Annotated in this window: 12 protein-coding genes; 4 read left to right on the top strand and 8 right to left on the bottom strand. The window is 73.4% G+C overall.

The annotated features are described in order from the left end of the window. Positions 1-45: 45 nt before the first annotated feature. Both ACGF0J_RS07005 and ACGF0J_RS07000 read right to left on the bottom strand, forming a co-directional pair. Positions 46-1,230, bottom strand: a complete 1,185-nt coding sequence (locus ACGF0J_RS07005) for an RNA-guided endonuclease InsQ/TnpB family protein (RefSeq protein WP_393142782.1) — start codon at positions 1,228-1,230, stop codon at positions 46-48. Continuing rightward, positions 1,223-1,453, bottom strand: coding sequence for a hypothetical protein (locus ACGF0J_RS07000; RefSeq protein WP_393142780.1), 231 nt, complete (start codon positions 1,451-1,453; stop codon positions 1,223-1,225). Before ACGF0J_RS07000 ends, ACGF0J_RS07005 begins: the two co-directional genes overlap by 8 nt. Positions 1,454-1,607: 154 nt before the next feature. On the opposite strand from ACGF0J_RS07000, the gene ACGF0J_RS06995 reads away from it, so the two are divergent. Next, positions 1,608-4,355, top strand: a complete 2,748-nt coding sequence (locus ACGF0J_RS06995) for an AAA family ATPase (protein WP_393142778.1) — start codon at positions 1,608-1,610, stop codon at positions 4,353-4,355. A gap of 55 nt (positions 4,356-4,410) precedes the next feature. Then, the gene (locus ACGF0J_RS06990) at positions 4,411-4,710 is read left to right on the top strand and encodes an anti-sigma factor (protein ID WP_393142776.1); all 300 of its coding nucleotides are present in this window, start codon (positions 4,411-4,413) and stop codon (positions 4,708-4,710) included. A 40-nt stretch (positions 4,711-4,750) separates the two neighbouring features. Here ACGF0J_RS06990 and ACGF0J_RS06985 read toward each other — a convergent pair whose 3' ends face one another. Continuing rightward, a complete protein-coding gene (locus ACGF0J_RS06985; RefSeq protein ID WP_393142774.1) occupies positions 4,751-5,104 on the bottom strand; it encodes a DUF1330 domain-containing protein in 354 nt (117 codons plus the stop codon). 61 nt (positions 5,105-5,165) lie between these two features. Then, a complete protein-coding gene (locus ACGF0J_RS06980) occupies positions 5,166-5,534 on the bottom strand; it encodes a nuclear transport factor 2 family protein (RefSeq protein WP_393142771.1) in 369 nt (122 codons plus the stop codon). A gap of 179 nt (positions 5,535-5,713) precedes the next feature. On the opposite strand from ACGF0J_RS06980, the gene ACGF0J_RS06975 reads away from it, so the two are divergent. After that, entirely contained in the window at positions 5,714-6,319 is a 606-nt protein-coding gene (locus ACGF0J_RS06975; protein ID WP_393142769.1) for an RNA polymerase sigma factor, read from the top strand. Positions 6,320-6,369: 50 nt separating this feature from the next. Further along, the gene (locus ACGF0J_RS06970; protein WP_393142767.1) at positions 6,370-6,849 is read left to right on the top strand and encodes a peroxiredoxin family protein; all 480 of its coding nucleotides are present in this window, start codon (positions 6,370-6,372) and stop codon (positions 6,847-6,849) included. Positions 6,850-6,920: 71 nt separating this feature from the next. On the opposite strand, the gene ACGF0J_RS06965 is transcribed toward ACGF0J_RS06970, so the two are convergent. The 4 genes from ACGF0J_RS06965 to ACGF0J_RS06950 all read right to left on the bottom strand — a co-directional run bounded on the left by ACGF0J_RS06965 (position 6,921) and on the right by ACGF0J_RS06950 (position 15,576). Beyond that, positions 6,921-12,401, bottom strand: coding sequence for a carboxyl transferase domain-containing protein (locus ACGF0J_RS06965; protein WP_393142765.1), 5,481 nt, complete (start codon positions 12,399-12,401; stop codon positions 6,921-6,923). Positions 12,402-12,541: 140 nt separating this feature from the next. After that, on the bottom strand, positions 12,542-13,576 hold the full coding sequence (locus tag ACGF0J_RS06960; protein WP_393142763.1) for a LacI family DNA-binding transcriptional regulator: 1,035 nt from the start codon (positions 13,574-13,576) through the stop codon (positions 12,542-12,544). A 215-nt stretch (positions 13,577-13,791) separates the two neighbouring features. Next, complete coding sequence (locus tag ACGF0J_RS06955; RefSeq protein ID WP_393142761.1) at positions 13,792-14,913, bottom strand: SMI1/KNR4 family protein; 1,122 nt, start codon at positions 14,911-14,913, stop codon at positions 13,792-13,794. Between the two features lie 141 nt (positions 14,914-15,054). Next, a complete protein-coding gene (locus ACGF0J_RS06950; protein ID WP_393142759.1) occupies positions 15,055-15,576 on the bottom strand; it encodes a snapalysin family zinc-dependent metalloprotease in 522 nt (173 codons plus the stop codon). Positions 15,577-15,874: the final 298 nt, after the last annotated feature.

The following is a 15,874-nucleotide window of genomic DNA, read 5'->3' as shown; positions in this document are numbered from 1 at the left end:
AATGCCAGGGTGACTCCTCCGCTCCCTGAAGGGAACGGCTTCTCGCTAAGCCGCTTCCGCAGCGTCGCGAAGGGCAAGCCCTGCCCTCAGGATGTTGATCGCCGCGTTCACGTCGGCGTGCGCGGTGTGCCCGCACGCCGTACAGCGGAACGCGGCCTGGGTGCGGCGGTTGTCCTTCGCGCAGTGCCCGCAGCGGGCGCAGGTGCGGGAGGTGTTGCGGGGATCGACTGCGATCAGCTCTCGACCGGCGCTTTCAGCCTTGTGCGCGAGGATCGTCAGGAACACCCCCCAACCCGCGTCCAAGATCGAACGGTTGAGACCGGCTTTCTGCGCGACGTTGCGGCCGGGCGCCTCGATCGTGCCGGACGCCGATCGCGTCATGTTCGCGATCCGCAGGTCCTCGTGCACGATCACGTCATAGCCACGGACCAGCGCCAACGCGGCCTTGTGCGCGCCGTCCACCCGCTGCCGCCGCACCCTGCCGTGCAGCGCGGCGACACGGGCCACCGCCTTGCGACGACGCTTGGAGCCCCGCTTCTTGCGGGCGAGATCGCGCTGCGCCGATGCCAGACGGCCGGCGCAGGCGGCCAGGTGCCGCTGGTTGTCGATATGGTGGCCGTCGCTGGTCGTGACCAGCGAGGCGACACCCAGGTCGATGCCCGCGACCGCACCCGTGGCGGGCAGGGCCTCGGCGGGCACGTCGTCGCACGACAGCACCACGTACCAGCGCGAGCCCTCCCGCTTCACGCTGATCGTCTTCACCCGGCCCTTGACCGGGCGGTGCCGGTGCACCCGGACGTGGCCGACGCCCTGAAGGCGCACGAACGTCGCGGCCGGATGCTCGGGCTGGGAGTCCCACCGGCAGCCGTCGCCGTCCCTCGGCCACTCCACCGTGTCGAACCAGCCCCGCCCCTTGAAACGCGGGAACCCCGGCGTACGCCCGGCCTTGACGCGGTCGAAGAACGCCCGGAACGCCTTGTCCAGGCGGCGCAGCGTGGCCTGCTGGGAGGAGAACGACCACCGGCCCTGACCCTCCCGATCGTCGGCGCGGATGTGCTTCAACTCCGCCGACTGATCGCCATAGCGGACACTCACCCCGGCCCTGGCGTAGGCGGTCCGCCGGTGCTCCAGAGCGGCGTTGTACAGGATTCGGTGATCCTCCAGGCAAGCTGTAAGGGCGGCGGCCTGCCTGCTGGTGGGACGCAGCAGGAACTTGAAGGACCTACGCACGAACACCCGCCCTGGGCGCCCGCTCGTCCCGCGTGTCGATGTAACGCCGCACCGTCCCGGCGGACACGGCGCCGACGGTGGCCACGAAGCAGGACCGTGACCACAGCGTGGGCAACTGGGGAGCCCGCCCGCCAAGGACCGGGCGGCGGTACTTCGGACACCACACCACGTGGTACCCGAGGTCGTACGCCGCGCCGGGGGAGGCGCGCACCTGACGAGTCACCCGATCAATATGACAGCGTCGCACATCCAGTGCGTGGTGAACGGAGGTATCCGATGCGCGGACCTGACAGGTCAGGGCACACGCGGGCCTTGGCAGCCCTCCCGCTCCCGACTCCCCCGGTGGCTAAAGCCGCCGGCCCCCTCAGGAGGTTCTGATGGGGGCCATGGGCTCGGGGCAGCTGTACGGGAGGAAGCCCGAACAGGACGCGATCGCCGAACTGCTGGCGAAAGCGAGGGCGGGCACCAGTTCGTCGCTGGTGCTGCGTGGGGAGCCGGGCATCGGCAAGACGGCGTTGCTCGATCACGCCGCCGCGACGGCCGGGGAGATGCGGCTGGTCCGTGGCACGGGGGTGGAGTCCGAGGCCGAGCTGCCGTTCTCGGGGCTGCAGTTGCTGCTGCGACCGGCGCTGGAAGCCCGCACCGCCCTGCCCGGTCCGCAACGCCGGGCTCTGGAGGCGGTGTGCGGGCTCGGGCCCGCGGCCGGTTCCGAGCCCATGCTGGTGGGCCTGGCGGTGCTGTCCCTGCTGGCGGAGCACGCGGGTGAGACGGGGCTGCTGTGTCTCGTCGACGACGCGCAGTGGCTCGACCGGGCGTCGCGGGAGGCGCTGCTGTTCGCCGCCCGGCGTCTGCACGCCGAGGGCGTGGTCATGATCTTCGCTGCCCGGGACGGTGAGGGCGCGTTCCCCGCTCCCGGCCTCGCGGAGTCGCGGCTGTCCGGGCTGGCCCCCGAGGCGTCCGCGGCCCTGCTCGACCGGCACCCGCTCGCGCCCGCCGTGCGCTACCGCGTGCTGGCCGAGGCCGGCGGCAACCCGCTGGCCCTGCTGGAGCTGCCGGTCTCCCTGGCCGCCGAAGGCGGCGGCGCGTTCTCGCCGGGGGCGCTTCCCCTCACCAGCCGCCTGCGGCTGGCCTTCCACGGCCAGGTCAGCCGGATGCCGGCCGCCTGCCAGAGCCTGCTCCTGGTGGCGGCCGCCGAGGAGACCGGTGAGCTCGACGTGATCCTGCGTGCCGCCGCCGCGCTGGGGGCGTCCGCCGAGGACCTCTCCCCGGCCGAGCGATCGGGCCTGGTGCTGCGCGGCGATGCTGACGGCACCACGCTGCGCTTTCGCCATCCGCTGATCCGTGCTGCCGTCTACCAGCGGGCGACGCTCGGGCAGCGTCTCGCCGCCCACCGGGCGCTCGCCGACGCCCTCGGCTCGCCCGAGCACGCCGACCGCCGGGCCTGGCATCTGGCGGCCGCCGCGACCGGAACCGACGAGGAGGCCGCCGCCGCGCTGGAACGCACAGCGGCCCGCGCCCGCGAACGCGGCGGCCACGAGGCGGCCGCCGCGGCGTACGAACGGGCCGCCCGGCTGACCGGCCGGCCCGCCGCCAGGGCGCACCGCGAGGCCCTGGCGGCGGAGGCGGCGCTGGAGGCGGGCGATCTGGAGCGGGCCAGAGCCTTCGGCGCCCGTGCGGCCCGGCGGCTGGAGGAGGCTCCGGCGGTGAGCGCGCGGATCGCCCAGGTGCGGGCGCTCGCGGACTTCTGGCAGGGCGCCTACCCGGCCGCCCACCGGTCGCTGCTGGACGGTGCCGGGCTCATCCGCGACACCGATCCCGGCCAGGCCGCCATGTTGCTGATCCAGGCTGTCCACACCGCCTGGTACCTGGGCGAACGGGAGCTCGCGGCGACTTTGGACCGGCTGGCCGCGCTGCCGCTGGACGGCACGCATCCTCTAGCTCCCGTGGCGGCCTACCTCGTGCACCTCGACCGGGGCCGTGCGGAGCGTCCGCCGCCGCTGGGTGACACCCTCGCGGCGGTGCGGCGGCGTGGCCGCGCCCCCGACCAGGCGTCGCTGATCGTCTGCGGGGCGGCACTCGCGATGGGGCAGGACGCCGACGCCTACGGGCTGGCGACCGCGCTCGCCGCCGACCAGCGCGCCCGGGGCGGCGCCGGGCGGCTGCCGACCGTGCTGTTCTTCATGGCCGAGGGCGAGGTGTTCACCGGGCGGCACCTGGACGCGCTCGCCACGGCGACCGAGGGTCTGGGGCTCGCCCGCGACACCGGCCAGCGGCAGTGGGTCAGCCAGTTCAGCAGTGTGCTCGCCTACCTCGACGCGGCCAAGGGCGAGGAGGCGGCGTGCCGGCGCCACACCGAGGAGGGGCTGGCGGACGCCACCGCCGGGGCCCTCTCCCCCGGCGCGCCGTGGGCGCACTGGTCGCTCGGGCTGCTGGAGCTCGGTCTCGGCCGCGCCGAAGCGGCTTTGGCCCGCTTCGAGCGCCTGACCCGCGAACCGATGCACCACCACATCTGCGCCACGCGTTCCACTCCCGACCTGGTGGAGTCGGCCGTGCGGGTGGGCGCCCCGGAACGCGCCGCCGGGCCTCTGGCGCGCTTCCAGCGGTGGGCCGCGTCGGTCCGGCAGCCGTGGGCCGACGCGCTCGTGCTGCGCTGCCGCGGGTTGCTCGCCGCCGACGACCAGGCCGAGGCGTCCTACACGGCGGCCCTCGCACTGCACGACCAGGACGGCCGGGCGGTGGAGTACGCCAGGACCGCGCTGCTGTACGGCGAGTGGCTGCGCAGGGCCCGGCGCAAGGCCGAGGCGCGCGGGCCGTTGCACGACGCCCTGGAGATCTTCGATCGGCTCGGCATGCGGCCGTGGGCCGAGCGCGCCCGGGGCGAGATCACCGCGACCGGCGCCCAGGACCTGGGCGTCAGGCCCGCGGACGGCGTGGCCGCCGGCCTCACTCCGCAGGAGCTGCAGATCGTCCGGCTCGCCGCGCGGGGCCTGTCCAACCGCGACATCGCCGCGCAGCTCTTCCTCAGCCACCGGACGGTCGGCTACCACCTCTACAAGGCCTATCCCAAGCTCGGTGTCGCCTCGCGGGGTGAGCTGAAGGATTTCGCCGATCGCCTGGGGTTGTGACAGTCTGTCCTCGATGAGCGCTCCGGAACAGGTCCTCCCTGGTCAGATACGTCCCGTGGACGTCGATGCGATCCCGCCGGCCGAGCTGGGTCCCGGCGTCCACGTACGGATGCTCCCGGGCATGCCGGGCATCAGGACGTGGGTGATCGACCTCGCCCCGGGTGCCGAATGGCCCGGCCTCGACGTCCACGAGACGTACGGCGAGGCGTACTTCGTCGTCCACGGCGAGCTCATCGAGGGCGACCGCACGCACGGCCCGGGCACCTACGTGGCCTTCGGCCCGAGGACCAGCCACCGGCCCCGCACGGAGACCGGTGTGCGTGCCTTCGGCTTCAACTACGACGTCACGTCCTGACGATGCCCAGGCAGGTGGGCGTCGAGCCGCTCGTGGCGGCTCATTGGCGGCCGGCGGCCAGCGCCTGCCGCATCGCCTGGGCGGCGGGGGCGGGGTCGTAGCCCTCGGGGACGCCCGCGACCAGGATGATGTCCCCTTCGATGTGCCGCGAGCGCAGCGGGGCGATCTCCCGGTACGCGGGTGAGTCCCACCAGGCGCGCGCCTCGGCGATCCCGGGGAAACCGATCATTACGACGGCCCCCGGCCAGCTGCCCTCCTTCACCTCGTGCGGCGTCATGTGCACGAGATAGCGGCCGCCGTACGGCGCGAAGGTGGCGGGGAGACGCTCGATGTACTCGGCGATCTCCGGGTGCGGGGCGGCGTCCCGCAGGTGGGCGATGGCGTAGGCGGTCATGGTTCCTCCTGTGTTCGTCGGGAACGGGGCGGCCCGGCTCGGCCGGTCCGCCCCGGGGTGTTCAGACTCCGGCCGGCACCCTGTCGAGGAAGCCCAGCACCTGGCTGATCCGGCCGTCACCGTCGATCACCGCGACGTCGAAGCCGATGACGAGCGGCTCGCCGCCCTCGGGTCCCAGGTGCCAGGTGAACCGCGCGATGTCGTGGTGGGCGTCCACGGCGCCGCCGAGGCTGAAGACCAGCCCGCCGAACTGCCCCTGGACCGCCGCGATGGTGGCGTCGAGCCCGTCCCTGCCCCGGACGGAGACGAGCGGGTCGGTGTACACCGCGTCCTCGGCGAAGACCTCGGCCAGGGTGGCCCGCCGCGCCGCGGCGTCGGTCTCGTTCCACGCGGCGAGGTAACGCTGGACCAGCTCGTTCGTGTCGCTCATGTCTCTCCTCAGCGGTCGTGCTCTGTTGTGTTCATCACCTTAGGAAGAGGCGGAGGACGAGGAATCTGACGCGCTTAGGTACTTCCGTCGACGTGGTCCCTGAGACGGTGAATCCTTTCGCGGTGCGCGGGTCTCTTATGGGGGTGACGGTCAGGCTGGGCAGGAGGATGGGGATTCGGATGAGTGACGTGGCCGACCGCGGCTGGGCGAGCGGGAAGCTCATCGAGGCAGCGCAGGCGGGTGACCGGGAGTCGATCACCGCGGTGGTCCATGGCGCCCATCCTCATGTGCGGCGCTTCGCCGAGCAGCTCTGCGCGTCCCCGCAGGATGCCGAGGACGCCGCGCAGGAGGCGCTGATCATCCTCTACCGGAAGATCGGTTCGCTGCGCGCCACCGGGGCGCTGGCGTCGTGGATGTTCCGCATCGTCCGGCACGAGTGCCTGCGCCGGGCTCGGCTGCTGATCGACCGCTACGACGGGGCCGGCGGGGGCGGCGGGGGGCTCGTGACGTCGGCCGAGGAGGAGGTCATCCGGCGGCTGGACGCCGAGCTCGTCGCGCAGGCGATCAGGGACCTCCCGGACGTCCAGCGCAGAGTGTTGATCATGCGGGATGTCCTGGGCTACCCGGGACGGACGGTCGCCGAGACGCTCGGCCTGAGCAACGCCGCGATGAAGTCCCAGCTGCACCGGGCCCGTGGCAGGGTCCGGCTCAGCCTGGGCGGAAAGCCCGAGCCCGCCGGCGGCCCGGCGACCCGCACACCGCCACCACCGGCCACCACCGCCTGACCTGAGCGGACCTGTACGTCCACAACCCGAGGTTGAAGAGGAGCTCTGCCATGCTGGAGACCGGATCGCCCGCGCCCGACCTGGTGTGGGAGGACAGCGACGGCAAGCCCGTCCGGCTGTCGCACTACCAGGGGGAGCATGCCGTGCTGATCTATTTCATGCGATCGACGTCGTGCCCCGTCTGCAACAGGCACGTCCGGGATCTCGTCCGGCGTCGCGACGAGTTCGCCGCCGACGACGTCCGGGTGCTGGTCGCGGTTCCCGAGGACCGCCGCGAGGCGGCGGCGTGGAAGGCGAGGCGCCAGATCCCCTTCCCCGTCCTCGTCGGCGGCCTCGTCGGCGGCCACCGCTCCCCGCATGAGACGATCGGCCTGAGCAGGAAGGTCTTCGGCTCGCTCCAGCAGTCGGGAAGCATCCTCATCGACCGTCAGGGCATCGTCCGCCACGTCCACGGAGCCACCCTGCCCACCGGCGGCTACCCGCGCCAGGACATCACCACCGCCATCCGCGCCCTCCGCACCGGTGGGTGACCCGCACGACGGTGACCCGCGCCGTGCCGGTCGGGCACGGCGCGGGTCGCCCGGCGGGCGTCGAGACCTGATCAGCGCAGGCGCGCCTCGATCGCCTCGATGATCCGCGGGCGCAGCTCCGCGGCACGGATGACGGCGTCGACGGAACCGACCGCGACCGCGCGCCGGATGTCGTGCACCCGGTCGAACTCCGCGGCCACCTCGCCGAGCTTCTCCGCGCGGACCGTCGCGCGCAGCTCGTCGAGTTCCGCGGTCAACGCCGCCCGGTCGGCGCCGGAGGCGGCCGCGACGCGGCCCTCCAGGTCGCGCACCCGCGGGTCGGCCGCGGTGCGGGCGTTGACCTCGCCGGAGAACACCACCGCGGCCGCGGGGGCGCCGCCGAGCACGGAGGCGAACGAGCCTTCCACCGCGAGGACGGTCATGTTCGGGTTCAGCGCCTTGGAGAACACCACGAACGCGCCGCCGTGGTAGCGCGAGATGACGCAGAACACGATGGGCCCGCGGAAGTTCACGATCGCCCGGCCGATCTCGGCGCCGTACTCCAGTTGCAGCTTCCGCATCGACTCCGGCGAGCCGTCGAAGCCCGACAGGTTGGCCAGCACCACCAGCGGCCGGTTGCCGCTGGCGGCGTTGATCGCCCGTGCGGCCTTCTTCGACGACCGCGGGAACAGCGTGCCCGCGGTGTAGGTGTCCGGGCCGTCGGTGGGCGGGAACCCGCGCCGCGGCACCGACCGTGACTCGATGCCGAGCAGGCACACCGGCATGCCGCCGAGATGCACGTCCTGCACCACCGCGGTCTCCGCGTCGGCCATGCCCGCCCAGCGTTCCAGCACGGGGTGGTCCTGGTCGGACAGCGCCCGCATCACGGTCCGGATGTCGAACGGCTTCTTGCGGTCCGGGTTGGCCTCGGCGGAGAAGATCTCGCCGACGGTGGTGAACTCGCTGCCCGCCAGGGCGTGCGGGAAGCCGGAGATGTCGCGGTCGACGGGGTCGGCCGTCCGCGCCCGCCGCGGCGCCTGCTCGCCCGGCGCGATGTACGTGTGGTCGTAGTACGACATCAGCACGTCCCGCGCGGCGGCCAGGTTGGGCGCCCAGTACTGGGCCTGCCCGTTCGGGCCCATCACCCGGTCGTAGCCGCCGATGCCGAAGTTGTCCTCGGCCGACACGCCGCCGGAGAAGTCGAGCGACTGTTTGCCGGTGAGCACCATCGCCGAGTCGGGCGTCATCACCAGGATGCCCTTGGTGTGCATGAGCATCGTCGCCTCGGCGTTCCAGTACGGCTGCGCGCCGACGTTGATGCCCGCGACCACGATGTTGATCTCGCCGCCGTCCTGGGTGAACTCCACGATCCGCTTGAGCGCCGCGGCCACCCAGTCCATGTTCTCCGTGCCCGACTCCATGGAGATCCGGGCGCCGGCCGACAGCGCGTACCACTCCAGCGGCACGCGCATCCGCTCGGCGAGGTCCAGCGCGGCGATCACGCGACGGCACTCCGGTTCCGACAGGGCGCCGAGCGACTTCGTCGGGTCGCCGAGCAGCACGACCCTGGTGACGCCCTGCGGGTGTCGCGGGGTCGGCGTGGTGACCACGCCCGCGACGATCGCCGCGGTGTTGCGGCCCTTCGGCCGGTCGACCGGCACCAGCGCGTGGCCGTCGTCGAGGTCGTGCTCGACGAAGTCGCCGAGCAGGCCGGTCAGCTCGTACGGGTAGACCGTGTTGCGGCTGCTCGCGCGCAGCACCTTCAGCCGGTAGTCGTCGATCGGCTCGACCGGCTCGTCCGACGGCTCGCCGATGGTCAGCTCGGCTCCCCCGGTGGCGTCGAAGGAGATCCGCACGGCCATCTTGGTCAGCTCGCCGGTCGTCCTGTCGCGCTGGCGCGCGATGAACAGGATCTCCTCCAGCCCGGCGCCCGCGGTCGTCGGCCGCACCCGCCCGGCGATCATCTCGATCTCCGCGCGGGTCAGCTCGCTCGGCGGCCAGACGTAGATCACGATCCGGTTGGTGTTGAAGCGCTTGTTCGACGGCCGCCGTGACTGCGCGCGGCGGATCGAGTCGAGGCAGGAGGCGATGGTGTCCTCGGCCGTCGGCAGCGCGACCAGTCTGCCGTCGTGCTCGCGCAGCTCGGTCAGGTCGCGCACCTGCGCGAACGCGACGAGGCGGTCGTCCGACGGGTTGTCCCGCGCCACGCACTGGAACAGGTAGACCTCCTCGTCCGACGACGGCAGCCGGGTCAGGTCGAACTTGCTCAGCCGCTCCAGTTGCATCCGCTGCGCGATGTACGGGTGCAGGCCGCGGATCAGCCGCTCCTCGCTCATCCCGGTGGCCGTCGGGCGGAAGGTGAAGTGGTGGTGCATCACCGCGCCGCCGCTGCCCGCGACGGTGGCGGTGAGCCGGCGGACCTGGCCGGGCAGCGGGTGGGCGCTGACGGCCTCGTGCAGCGCGGCCGCCATCGCGTCGGAGTCGTCGGGCTGGTTCTCCCAGGCGAGATAGATGTCGGCGTCGACGGCGTCCTCGCCGCCCGCCAGCTCGGCGAGCCCGCGCAGCGCGCCGCCCAGCGCCTCGAAGCCCACCGCGGCGGAGACCACGCACGAGCCCGCCCGTTCGGCGACCACGAACGTGCAGCCCGCGACGACCCTGGTGCGGACGCCGGTGAGAGCCTTGTTGCCGTAGTAGCGCCGGGTCAGCACTTCCAGCATGACCGCGTTGTCCAGGTCGTCGCGGTTGAGCCGCTGGCCGAGCAGCCGCACCAGCGGCTCGGTGCTGCGCACCATCTCGGCGATGCGCTCGGCGCGGTCCGGCGCGTCCGGGTGCGCGTCCAGGTGGCGCAGATGCCTGCGGACGGCGGCGTAGACGCGGGCGCGGTTGCGGCGCAGCAGCGGCTGGCCGAACCAGGCGAACACCACCCCGCGCGCCAGGTCGGAGATCACGGGGAAGCGCACCTGCGTGGCGGCCACCAGCCGCTCCAGCGCGAGACCGGCGGGCTCGCGCAGCGTCTCGTCCGGCGGCGACTCCCGCAGCCAGGCGCGCAGCAACGCCGTGACGACCGCGGCGTCGGCGGACGCGCGCTGCTGGGCGAGGAAGATGCGGAACACCGCGGCTTCCAGCTCGGGCGACGGCTCCAGCCCGGTGACGCCGTAGTGCCGCAGCGCTCTGGCGAGCTTGGCCTGGAACGCCTCCGGTAGCCCGGCCCGCTCGACGTCGAGGCTCTGCAGGTAGGTGTGGAAGTACTCGCGGGCGCTCGGCACGTGGCCGGCGCCTCCTTCGGCGCCGTCGGCGCCGTCCTCGTTCGCAGGCCGGTTGCGGCTCAGCTCGGCGAGGTCGGCGAACACGCCCACGAGTGCGAGTTCCTCGGTCAGCGGCCGGTGGCCGTCGGCGGCGGCCGCCCCGCGCGCGGTGAGGTAGTCGTCGAGCACCCGGCGTTCGTCGTGCGGGTCGACGTCGAAGCCCAGCAGCAGGCTGCGCAGATCCTCCTGGCCGCGCCTGGCGCGCTGCCGCGCCGGAAGCTCGCTCGGCGCGGCGGGCAGGTCCAGCTCGACGGCCCCGGCGGCCGAGGCGGGCTCGGCTCCGGCGTCGTCGTCGGCGAGCGGCTCCAGCCGCAGCAGCGGCGCACCGGTCTCCACCTGGCTGCCCACGGAGACGACGCATTCCTTCAGCCGTGCCTTGAACGGCGCCCGCAGCACCGTCTCCATCTTCATGCTCTCCAGCACCAGCACCGGTGCGCCGGCCTCGACCTCGGCGCCGACCGCCAACGGCGTGGCGACCACCAGCGCGGGCGCCGGCGAACGGACGACGCCGCCCTCGTCGCGGCTGACCCGATGCGTCACGCCGTCCACCTCGACCAGGTGGATCGGCCCGTGCGTGCCGGTGAGCAGACGGTAGCGGGTGCCGTTGACGGTGACCTGCCCGGTGTGCCGGTCGAAGCGGTCGAGCTCGACGTCGGCGGTGCGGACGTCGTCGCCGGCTTCGATGCCGACGCGGAACCGGTGCGCGCCGACCCGGGCGACCCGCACGCGGTAGCCGACGCCACGCAGCTTGAGGTCCAGCGGACGGCCGCTCTTGTGCTGCACCTGCGGGCGCCCGCCGAACGCCGTCGACAGCAGCCGCTGCCGCTCGGCGCGTTCCTCCTCCTCGTACGCCTCGATGGCGGCGGCCGCCAGCGCGACGGCGGAGTGCCGGTGCGAGACGAGCCTGCCCTCGCCGCGGACGCGGTCGATCCAGCCGGTGTCGGCGGTGGCGTCGATCACCTCGGGCTGGTCGAGCAGGTCGAGCACGAAGCTCTTGTTCGTCGCGCCACCCTCGATGATCACGGTGGTCTGCGCCATCGCCCGCCGCAGCCTGCCGAGCGCCTCGTCACGGTCGCGGCCGTAGGCGATGATCTTCGCGATCATCGAGTCGAAGTCGGCGGGGATGGTGTCGCCCTCGCTGACGCCGGTGTCCACGCGGATGCCCGGCCCGGCCGGCAGGTCCAGCCGCGCGATGCGGCCCGGGGCGGGCGCGAAGTCGCGGTCAGGGTCTTCGGCGTTCAGCCGGGCCTCGACGGCGTGCCCGCGTTCGGCCGGCGGCGCGCCTTCGAGCCGGCCGCCGGACGCGACCCATAGCTGCGCCTTGACCAGGTCGAACCCGGTGGTGACCTCGGTGATCGGGTGCTCGACCTGCAGGCGGGTGTTGACCTCGAGGAACGCGAACAGCTGGGCGCCGGGGTGGTAGAGGAACTCGACGGTCGCCGCCCCGCGGTAGCCGACCGCGACGGCCAGCCGTTCGGCCGACGCCTTCAGCTCGGCCGCCTGCGCGGGGCTGAGCACCGGCGACGCCGACTCCTCGATGACCTTCTGGTTGCGCCGCTGCACCGAGCAGTCGCGGACGCCGAGCGCCCACGCGGTGCCCTGACCGTCGGCGATCACCTGGACCTCGACGTGCCGGGCGCCGGTGACCAGGCGTTCCAGGAACACGACGCCGCTGCCGAACGCCCGCGCGGCCTCCTGGCTGGTGCGCTCGTAGGCGTCGGCGAGCTCGGTCTCGTTCGTGACCACGCGGATGCCGCGCCCGCCGCCGCCCGCGGTGGCCTTCAGCATCAGCGGGTAGCCGATGTCGGCCGCCGCCGCCAGGGCTGCGTCCAGGGTCTCGACCGCGCCGCGGCTCCACGGCGCGACGGGCACGCCGACCTCCTCGGCGATCAGCTTGGCGCCGATCTTGTCGCCGAGCTTGCGCATGGCCTCCGCGCTCGGCCCGACGAAGGTGACCCCGATCTCCTCGCACAGCTCCGCGAACGCCGGGTCCTCCGCGACGAAGCCCCAGCCGACCCACGCTGCGTCGGCCCCGCTCTCCACCAGCGCGCGCTTCAGCGCCTTCAGGTCGAGGTAGGGGCGTGCGGACGCGGGGCCGAGGTCGTAGGACAGGTCCGCCTCGCGGACGAAGGCGGCCGCGCGGTCGACGTCGGTGTGCAGGGCGACGGTCTCGATCCGTGTCCCGGTCTCGGCGGCGATGTCCCGTACGGCGTGGATGAGCCGCATTGCGGCCTCCCCACGGTTGACGATGGCGACACGACTGAACACCCGACCGAGCCCTCCTGTAGACCAATGATGTGCGTGCCGGGAGACGGCGGTCCCCCGGCAGTGTTCACCCTTCCGTCTTCCGGCCGACGGCGCCATGTCGCAGTCCGCGCACGCTTGGCGGCTCCAATTGTGGGAACCGATCAAAAATCGCGGGCCGCCGGCCCGTCCGGGCCGGGTCCTCCCGTGGAGGGACGCGCCACGAGGTCCGGCTGGAAGATGATCTGGCGGTGTTCGTGGTGGTCGGGCTGGTCGGCCTCCTCGATGAGGAGCTGGGCGGCGGTGCGGCCGAGTTCGCGGCGTGGCTGGCGAACGGAGGACAGCGGCACCGCGGCCGCCGCCGCGAAGTCGATGTCGTCATAGCCCAGGATCGCCACGTCGCCGGGAACGCTCAGGCCGTGCCGGGTCAGCTCCTGCAGGACGCCGAGGGCGACCAGGTCGTTGGCGCAGAAGACCGCGGTGGGCCGGTCGGCGGCGGGCAGCCGGGCGAGCTCCTCACCCGCCGTCCGCCCGGTGGCGACGGTGAGGTCGGGCAGGGGCAGGACCGTCAGCCTGTCGTCCGGCGTGAGCGCGGCGGCCAGGCCGGTGCGCCGGTCCGCCACCTGGCGTACGGTGAACGGGCCACCGGCGAAGGCGATGTGCCGGTGCCCCCGTTCGCGCAGGTGCCGGCCGGCCAGGCGCCCGCCGACGACGTCGTCGCTCGTCACCGAGCAGCCGTAGGTGTGCGCGGCGGAGCTGTCGAACAGCACGGCCGGAATGCCGCGCGAGGTGAGCCGGTCGAGCCGGTCGCGCCAGCCCTCGTCTCCGACCGGGGTGATGAGCACCCCCACCGGCCGTTGCTCTTCGATCATCTGCAACAGCCGGGCCTCGTGCGCGGGCTTCTTGTCGCTGTTGAACACCATCACGGTGAGGTCGGCGTCGTGCGCGGCGCTCTCGATGCCGCGCAGCACGTCGATGAAGAACGGGTTGGCCAGGTCGAGCGCGACCACGGCGACGGTCTGGCTGCGACCGGCCCGTAGCTGGCGCGCCGAGGCGTTGCGCACGTAGCCGAGCTCCGCGACCGCGGCCTGCACGCGCCGCCGGGTGTCGGGCGCGACCGACTCGGGCCGGTTGAGCACGTTGCTCACCGTGCCGACGGAGACGCCGGCGAGCCGGGCGACCTCTTTGATGCTCGGCATCGTTCCTCATGTCGGGTGGGTGGCCGTGGTGACCGGTCCGGGCCTCGGTTCGACCGATCTTGCCCATGGTAGAACCCGCCCGGCGTCCGACGACACGCCCGTGCCGTCGTCCGTACCACCCTGCCCGGGCAGGCCGTCCCCGTCGGCGGGTTCCTCCACCTTGTCACCCGGAGTCCGCGACGCCCGCGCGAGGGCTGACCCGCGCCCCCGGTGGTTCACTGCACCTGCCAGTCGAGCCGGCCGGCGACGACCGTGGGTTTCCAGTAGCCGAGGGAGCCGCCCGTCTCCAGGGCGTCGGCGGTGGCCTTCAACAGCGCGTGGTAGGAGCGGATCCGGGCACCGCCGGGCGTGAAGCTCATGGTGCCCTCGTGGTCGGTCTGGCCGACGTCCCGCCGTACCGAGTCGACCACGAGGTGGTCGCCCATCCCGTTGGCGCCGACGGGGAGCATGCGGCCGTCCCACCAGTCCGATCGCGGGTCGATGTCCGGCCCGTCGGTGTGGTCCCCGCCGTCGATCCCGCACAGCATCCGCCACGTGTCGCGGATCTCCCGCACGCTCGCGCTCGTGGTGCCCAGGAAGCCGAACCCCACGGTGCCCGGTACGGCGGTGTTCCCCTCGTGCCGCAGAAGTGAGGCGCGCAGGTCGTCGGGGAACCGCACCCCCATCTGCGCCTCCGCCGCCGCGATGGTCTCGGGTCTGGCGGGCGCGCCGAGCGTGCGGTGGCTGCGGGGGGCGTGGGCCCTCAGCCAGGTCTCGATGCGTCGCCACTGCCGGTCGACCGCCCGGACGATCTTCGGGTGGAGGGGCCGCACGCGCGGCTCACGCGGTTCGGGGCGGCAGTCGGCGTCGACGACGGGGACGGGGGGCGCGCTCCGCGTCGCCCTCTCGTGCGTGAGGTCGTCCTGGTGCCGGTACAGGTGCAGGGTGTAGCTCGGCTCGGCGACCGGCCCCCGGGTGTAGACCATGGTTTCGAGGACGTGCGTGCCGGCGGCGAGCAGGCACAGCGCGAGACCGGCGGCGCCCCAGCGGGTCAGGCGACGCCGGGCGGCCTCGTCCAGCGGCTGCCGCTTGGGGCCGCCTTCCAGGAACGCCCTGACGCCGGGGCGGTCGAGGACGGACGGCCTGGCCGCGTAACGGCTGAGGTCCTCCGCGGTGGGGGTGCCCAGGATCGGGGCGGGCGGCCACGGCGGCGCGACAGCGGGCCCGGGTGCGGGGGCGGGGGTAGGGGCGGAGCGGGCCGTGGCGCTGCGGGCACGGACGATCACGACGATCACCGCCGCCGTGACCGCGGCCGCGAGCAGGAGCCGGACGCCCCTGGGTGGGATCAGTCGCCGCACGCCCGGCAGCGTATCCGAACTCGATCTTCAAAGGGCGCGAACGGCGCGAAGGCGGCGCGGCTCTCGACACGGCGAGGTCGAGGCCCCAGGGCGGGCGACGGCCCGCACCCCCCCTAGGGGCGCGGGCCGCGTGTCCCGCTGTCAGCGGTCCACGTGCAGCTCGCCGAACTCGACCAGCGGGGTGCCACCGGCGAAGTTGCGGTCCACCTCGGCCCGCTCGGCCGCGCTCGGGTACGCGTTCGCGCAGCTCACCGGGGCGCTGGAGCCGGACATCAGGTCGGAGCAGCGGCCGGTGCGCCGGTCGGGCAGTCCCAGGATGTGGCCGATCTCGTGGGCGGCGATGCGCACCGGGTGGTAGCCCTGGGAGGTGGCCTGCCTGCCCATCCAGATGGTGCCCCGGCCGAGGCTGGTGGGCAGGGCGCGGGGCCAGCCGTTGTCGGCGACGACGACGAAGTGGGCGGGGGTGCCGGCGACGAGGCGGACGTTCGTGACGCTGGAGTTCCAGATCTGCGCGGCCTGGTCGACCGCGCCGCGGAACTCGGCCGACCTGCCGGCGTCGTACCGGAGGACCTGGACCAGGGACGCCGCCTGCGCCGGCGAGGTGGCCAGCAGGAAGGCGGCGGTGAGCACGAGAGACAGCGCGAAACGGAGGGGGGTGGGCATCGTGTCTCCTCGGACAGTGGGGGTGCTGTCACGGTAGGCGCTACGGCGCCGCCCGGGGACAAGTCATCTGACCCCTATCGCGGTGATATGGATCGGCCGTCGGCTCGGGCCCACGGCGTCCGGATCGCGGTCCCGGTCGCCGGGCGGGAACTTGACGATCTCTCGTGTCGGGCCGCGGAGCCGGTGCCATACTGATCCCGCCAAACCATGATCATCCCCCCGGACGAGGACAGTTCGCGGCAAAGCCGACACACGCCAGGGCACCGGCCGCCACGGTCCAGGCTCAGGGGAGGAAAGG

Source organism: Nonomuraea sp. NPDC047897, assembly GCF_043204415.1.
Classification (GTDB): domain Bacteria; phylum Actinomycetota; class Actinomycetes; order Streptosporangiales; family Streptosporangiaceae; genus Nonomuraea.
The sequence above is the reverse complement of the archived record's forward strand: the minus strand, read 5'-3'. Positions and strand labels throughout refer to the sequence as shown.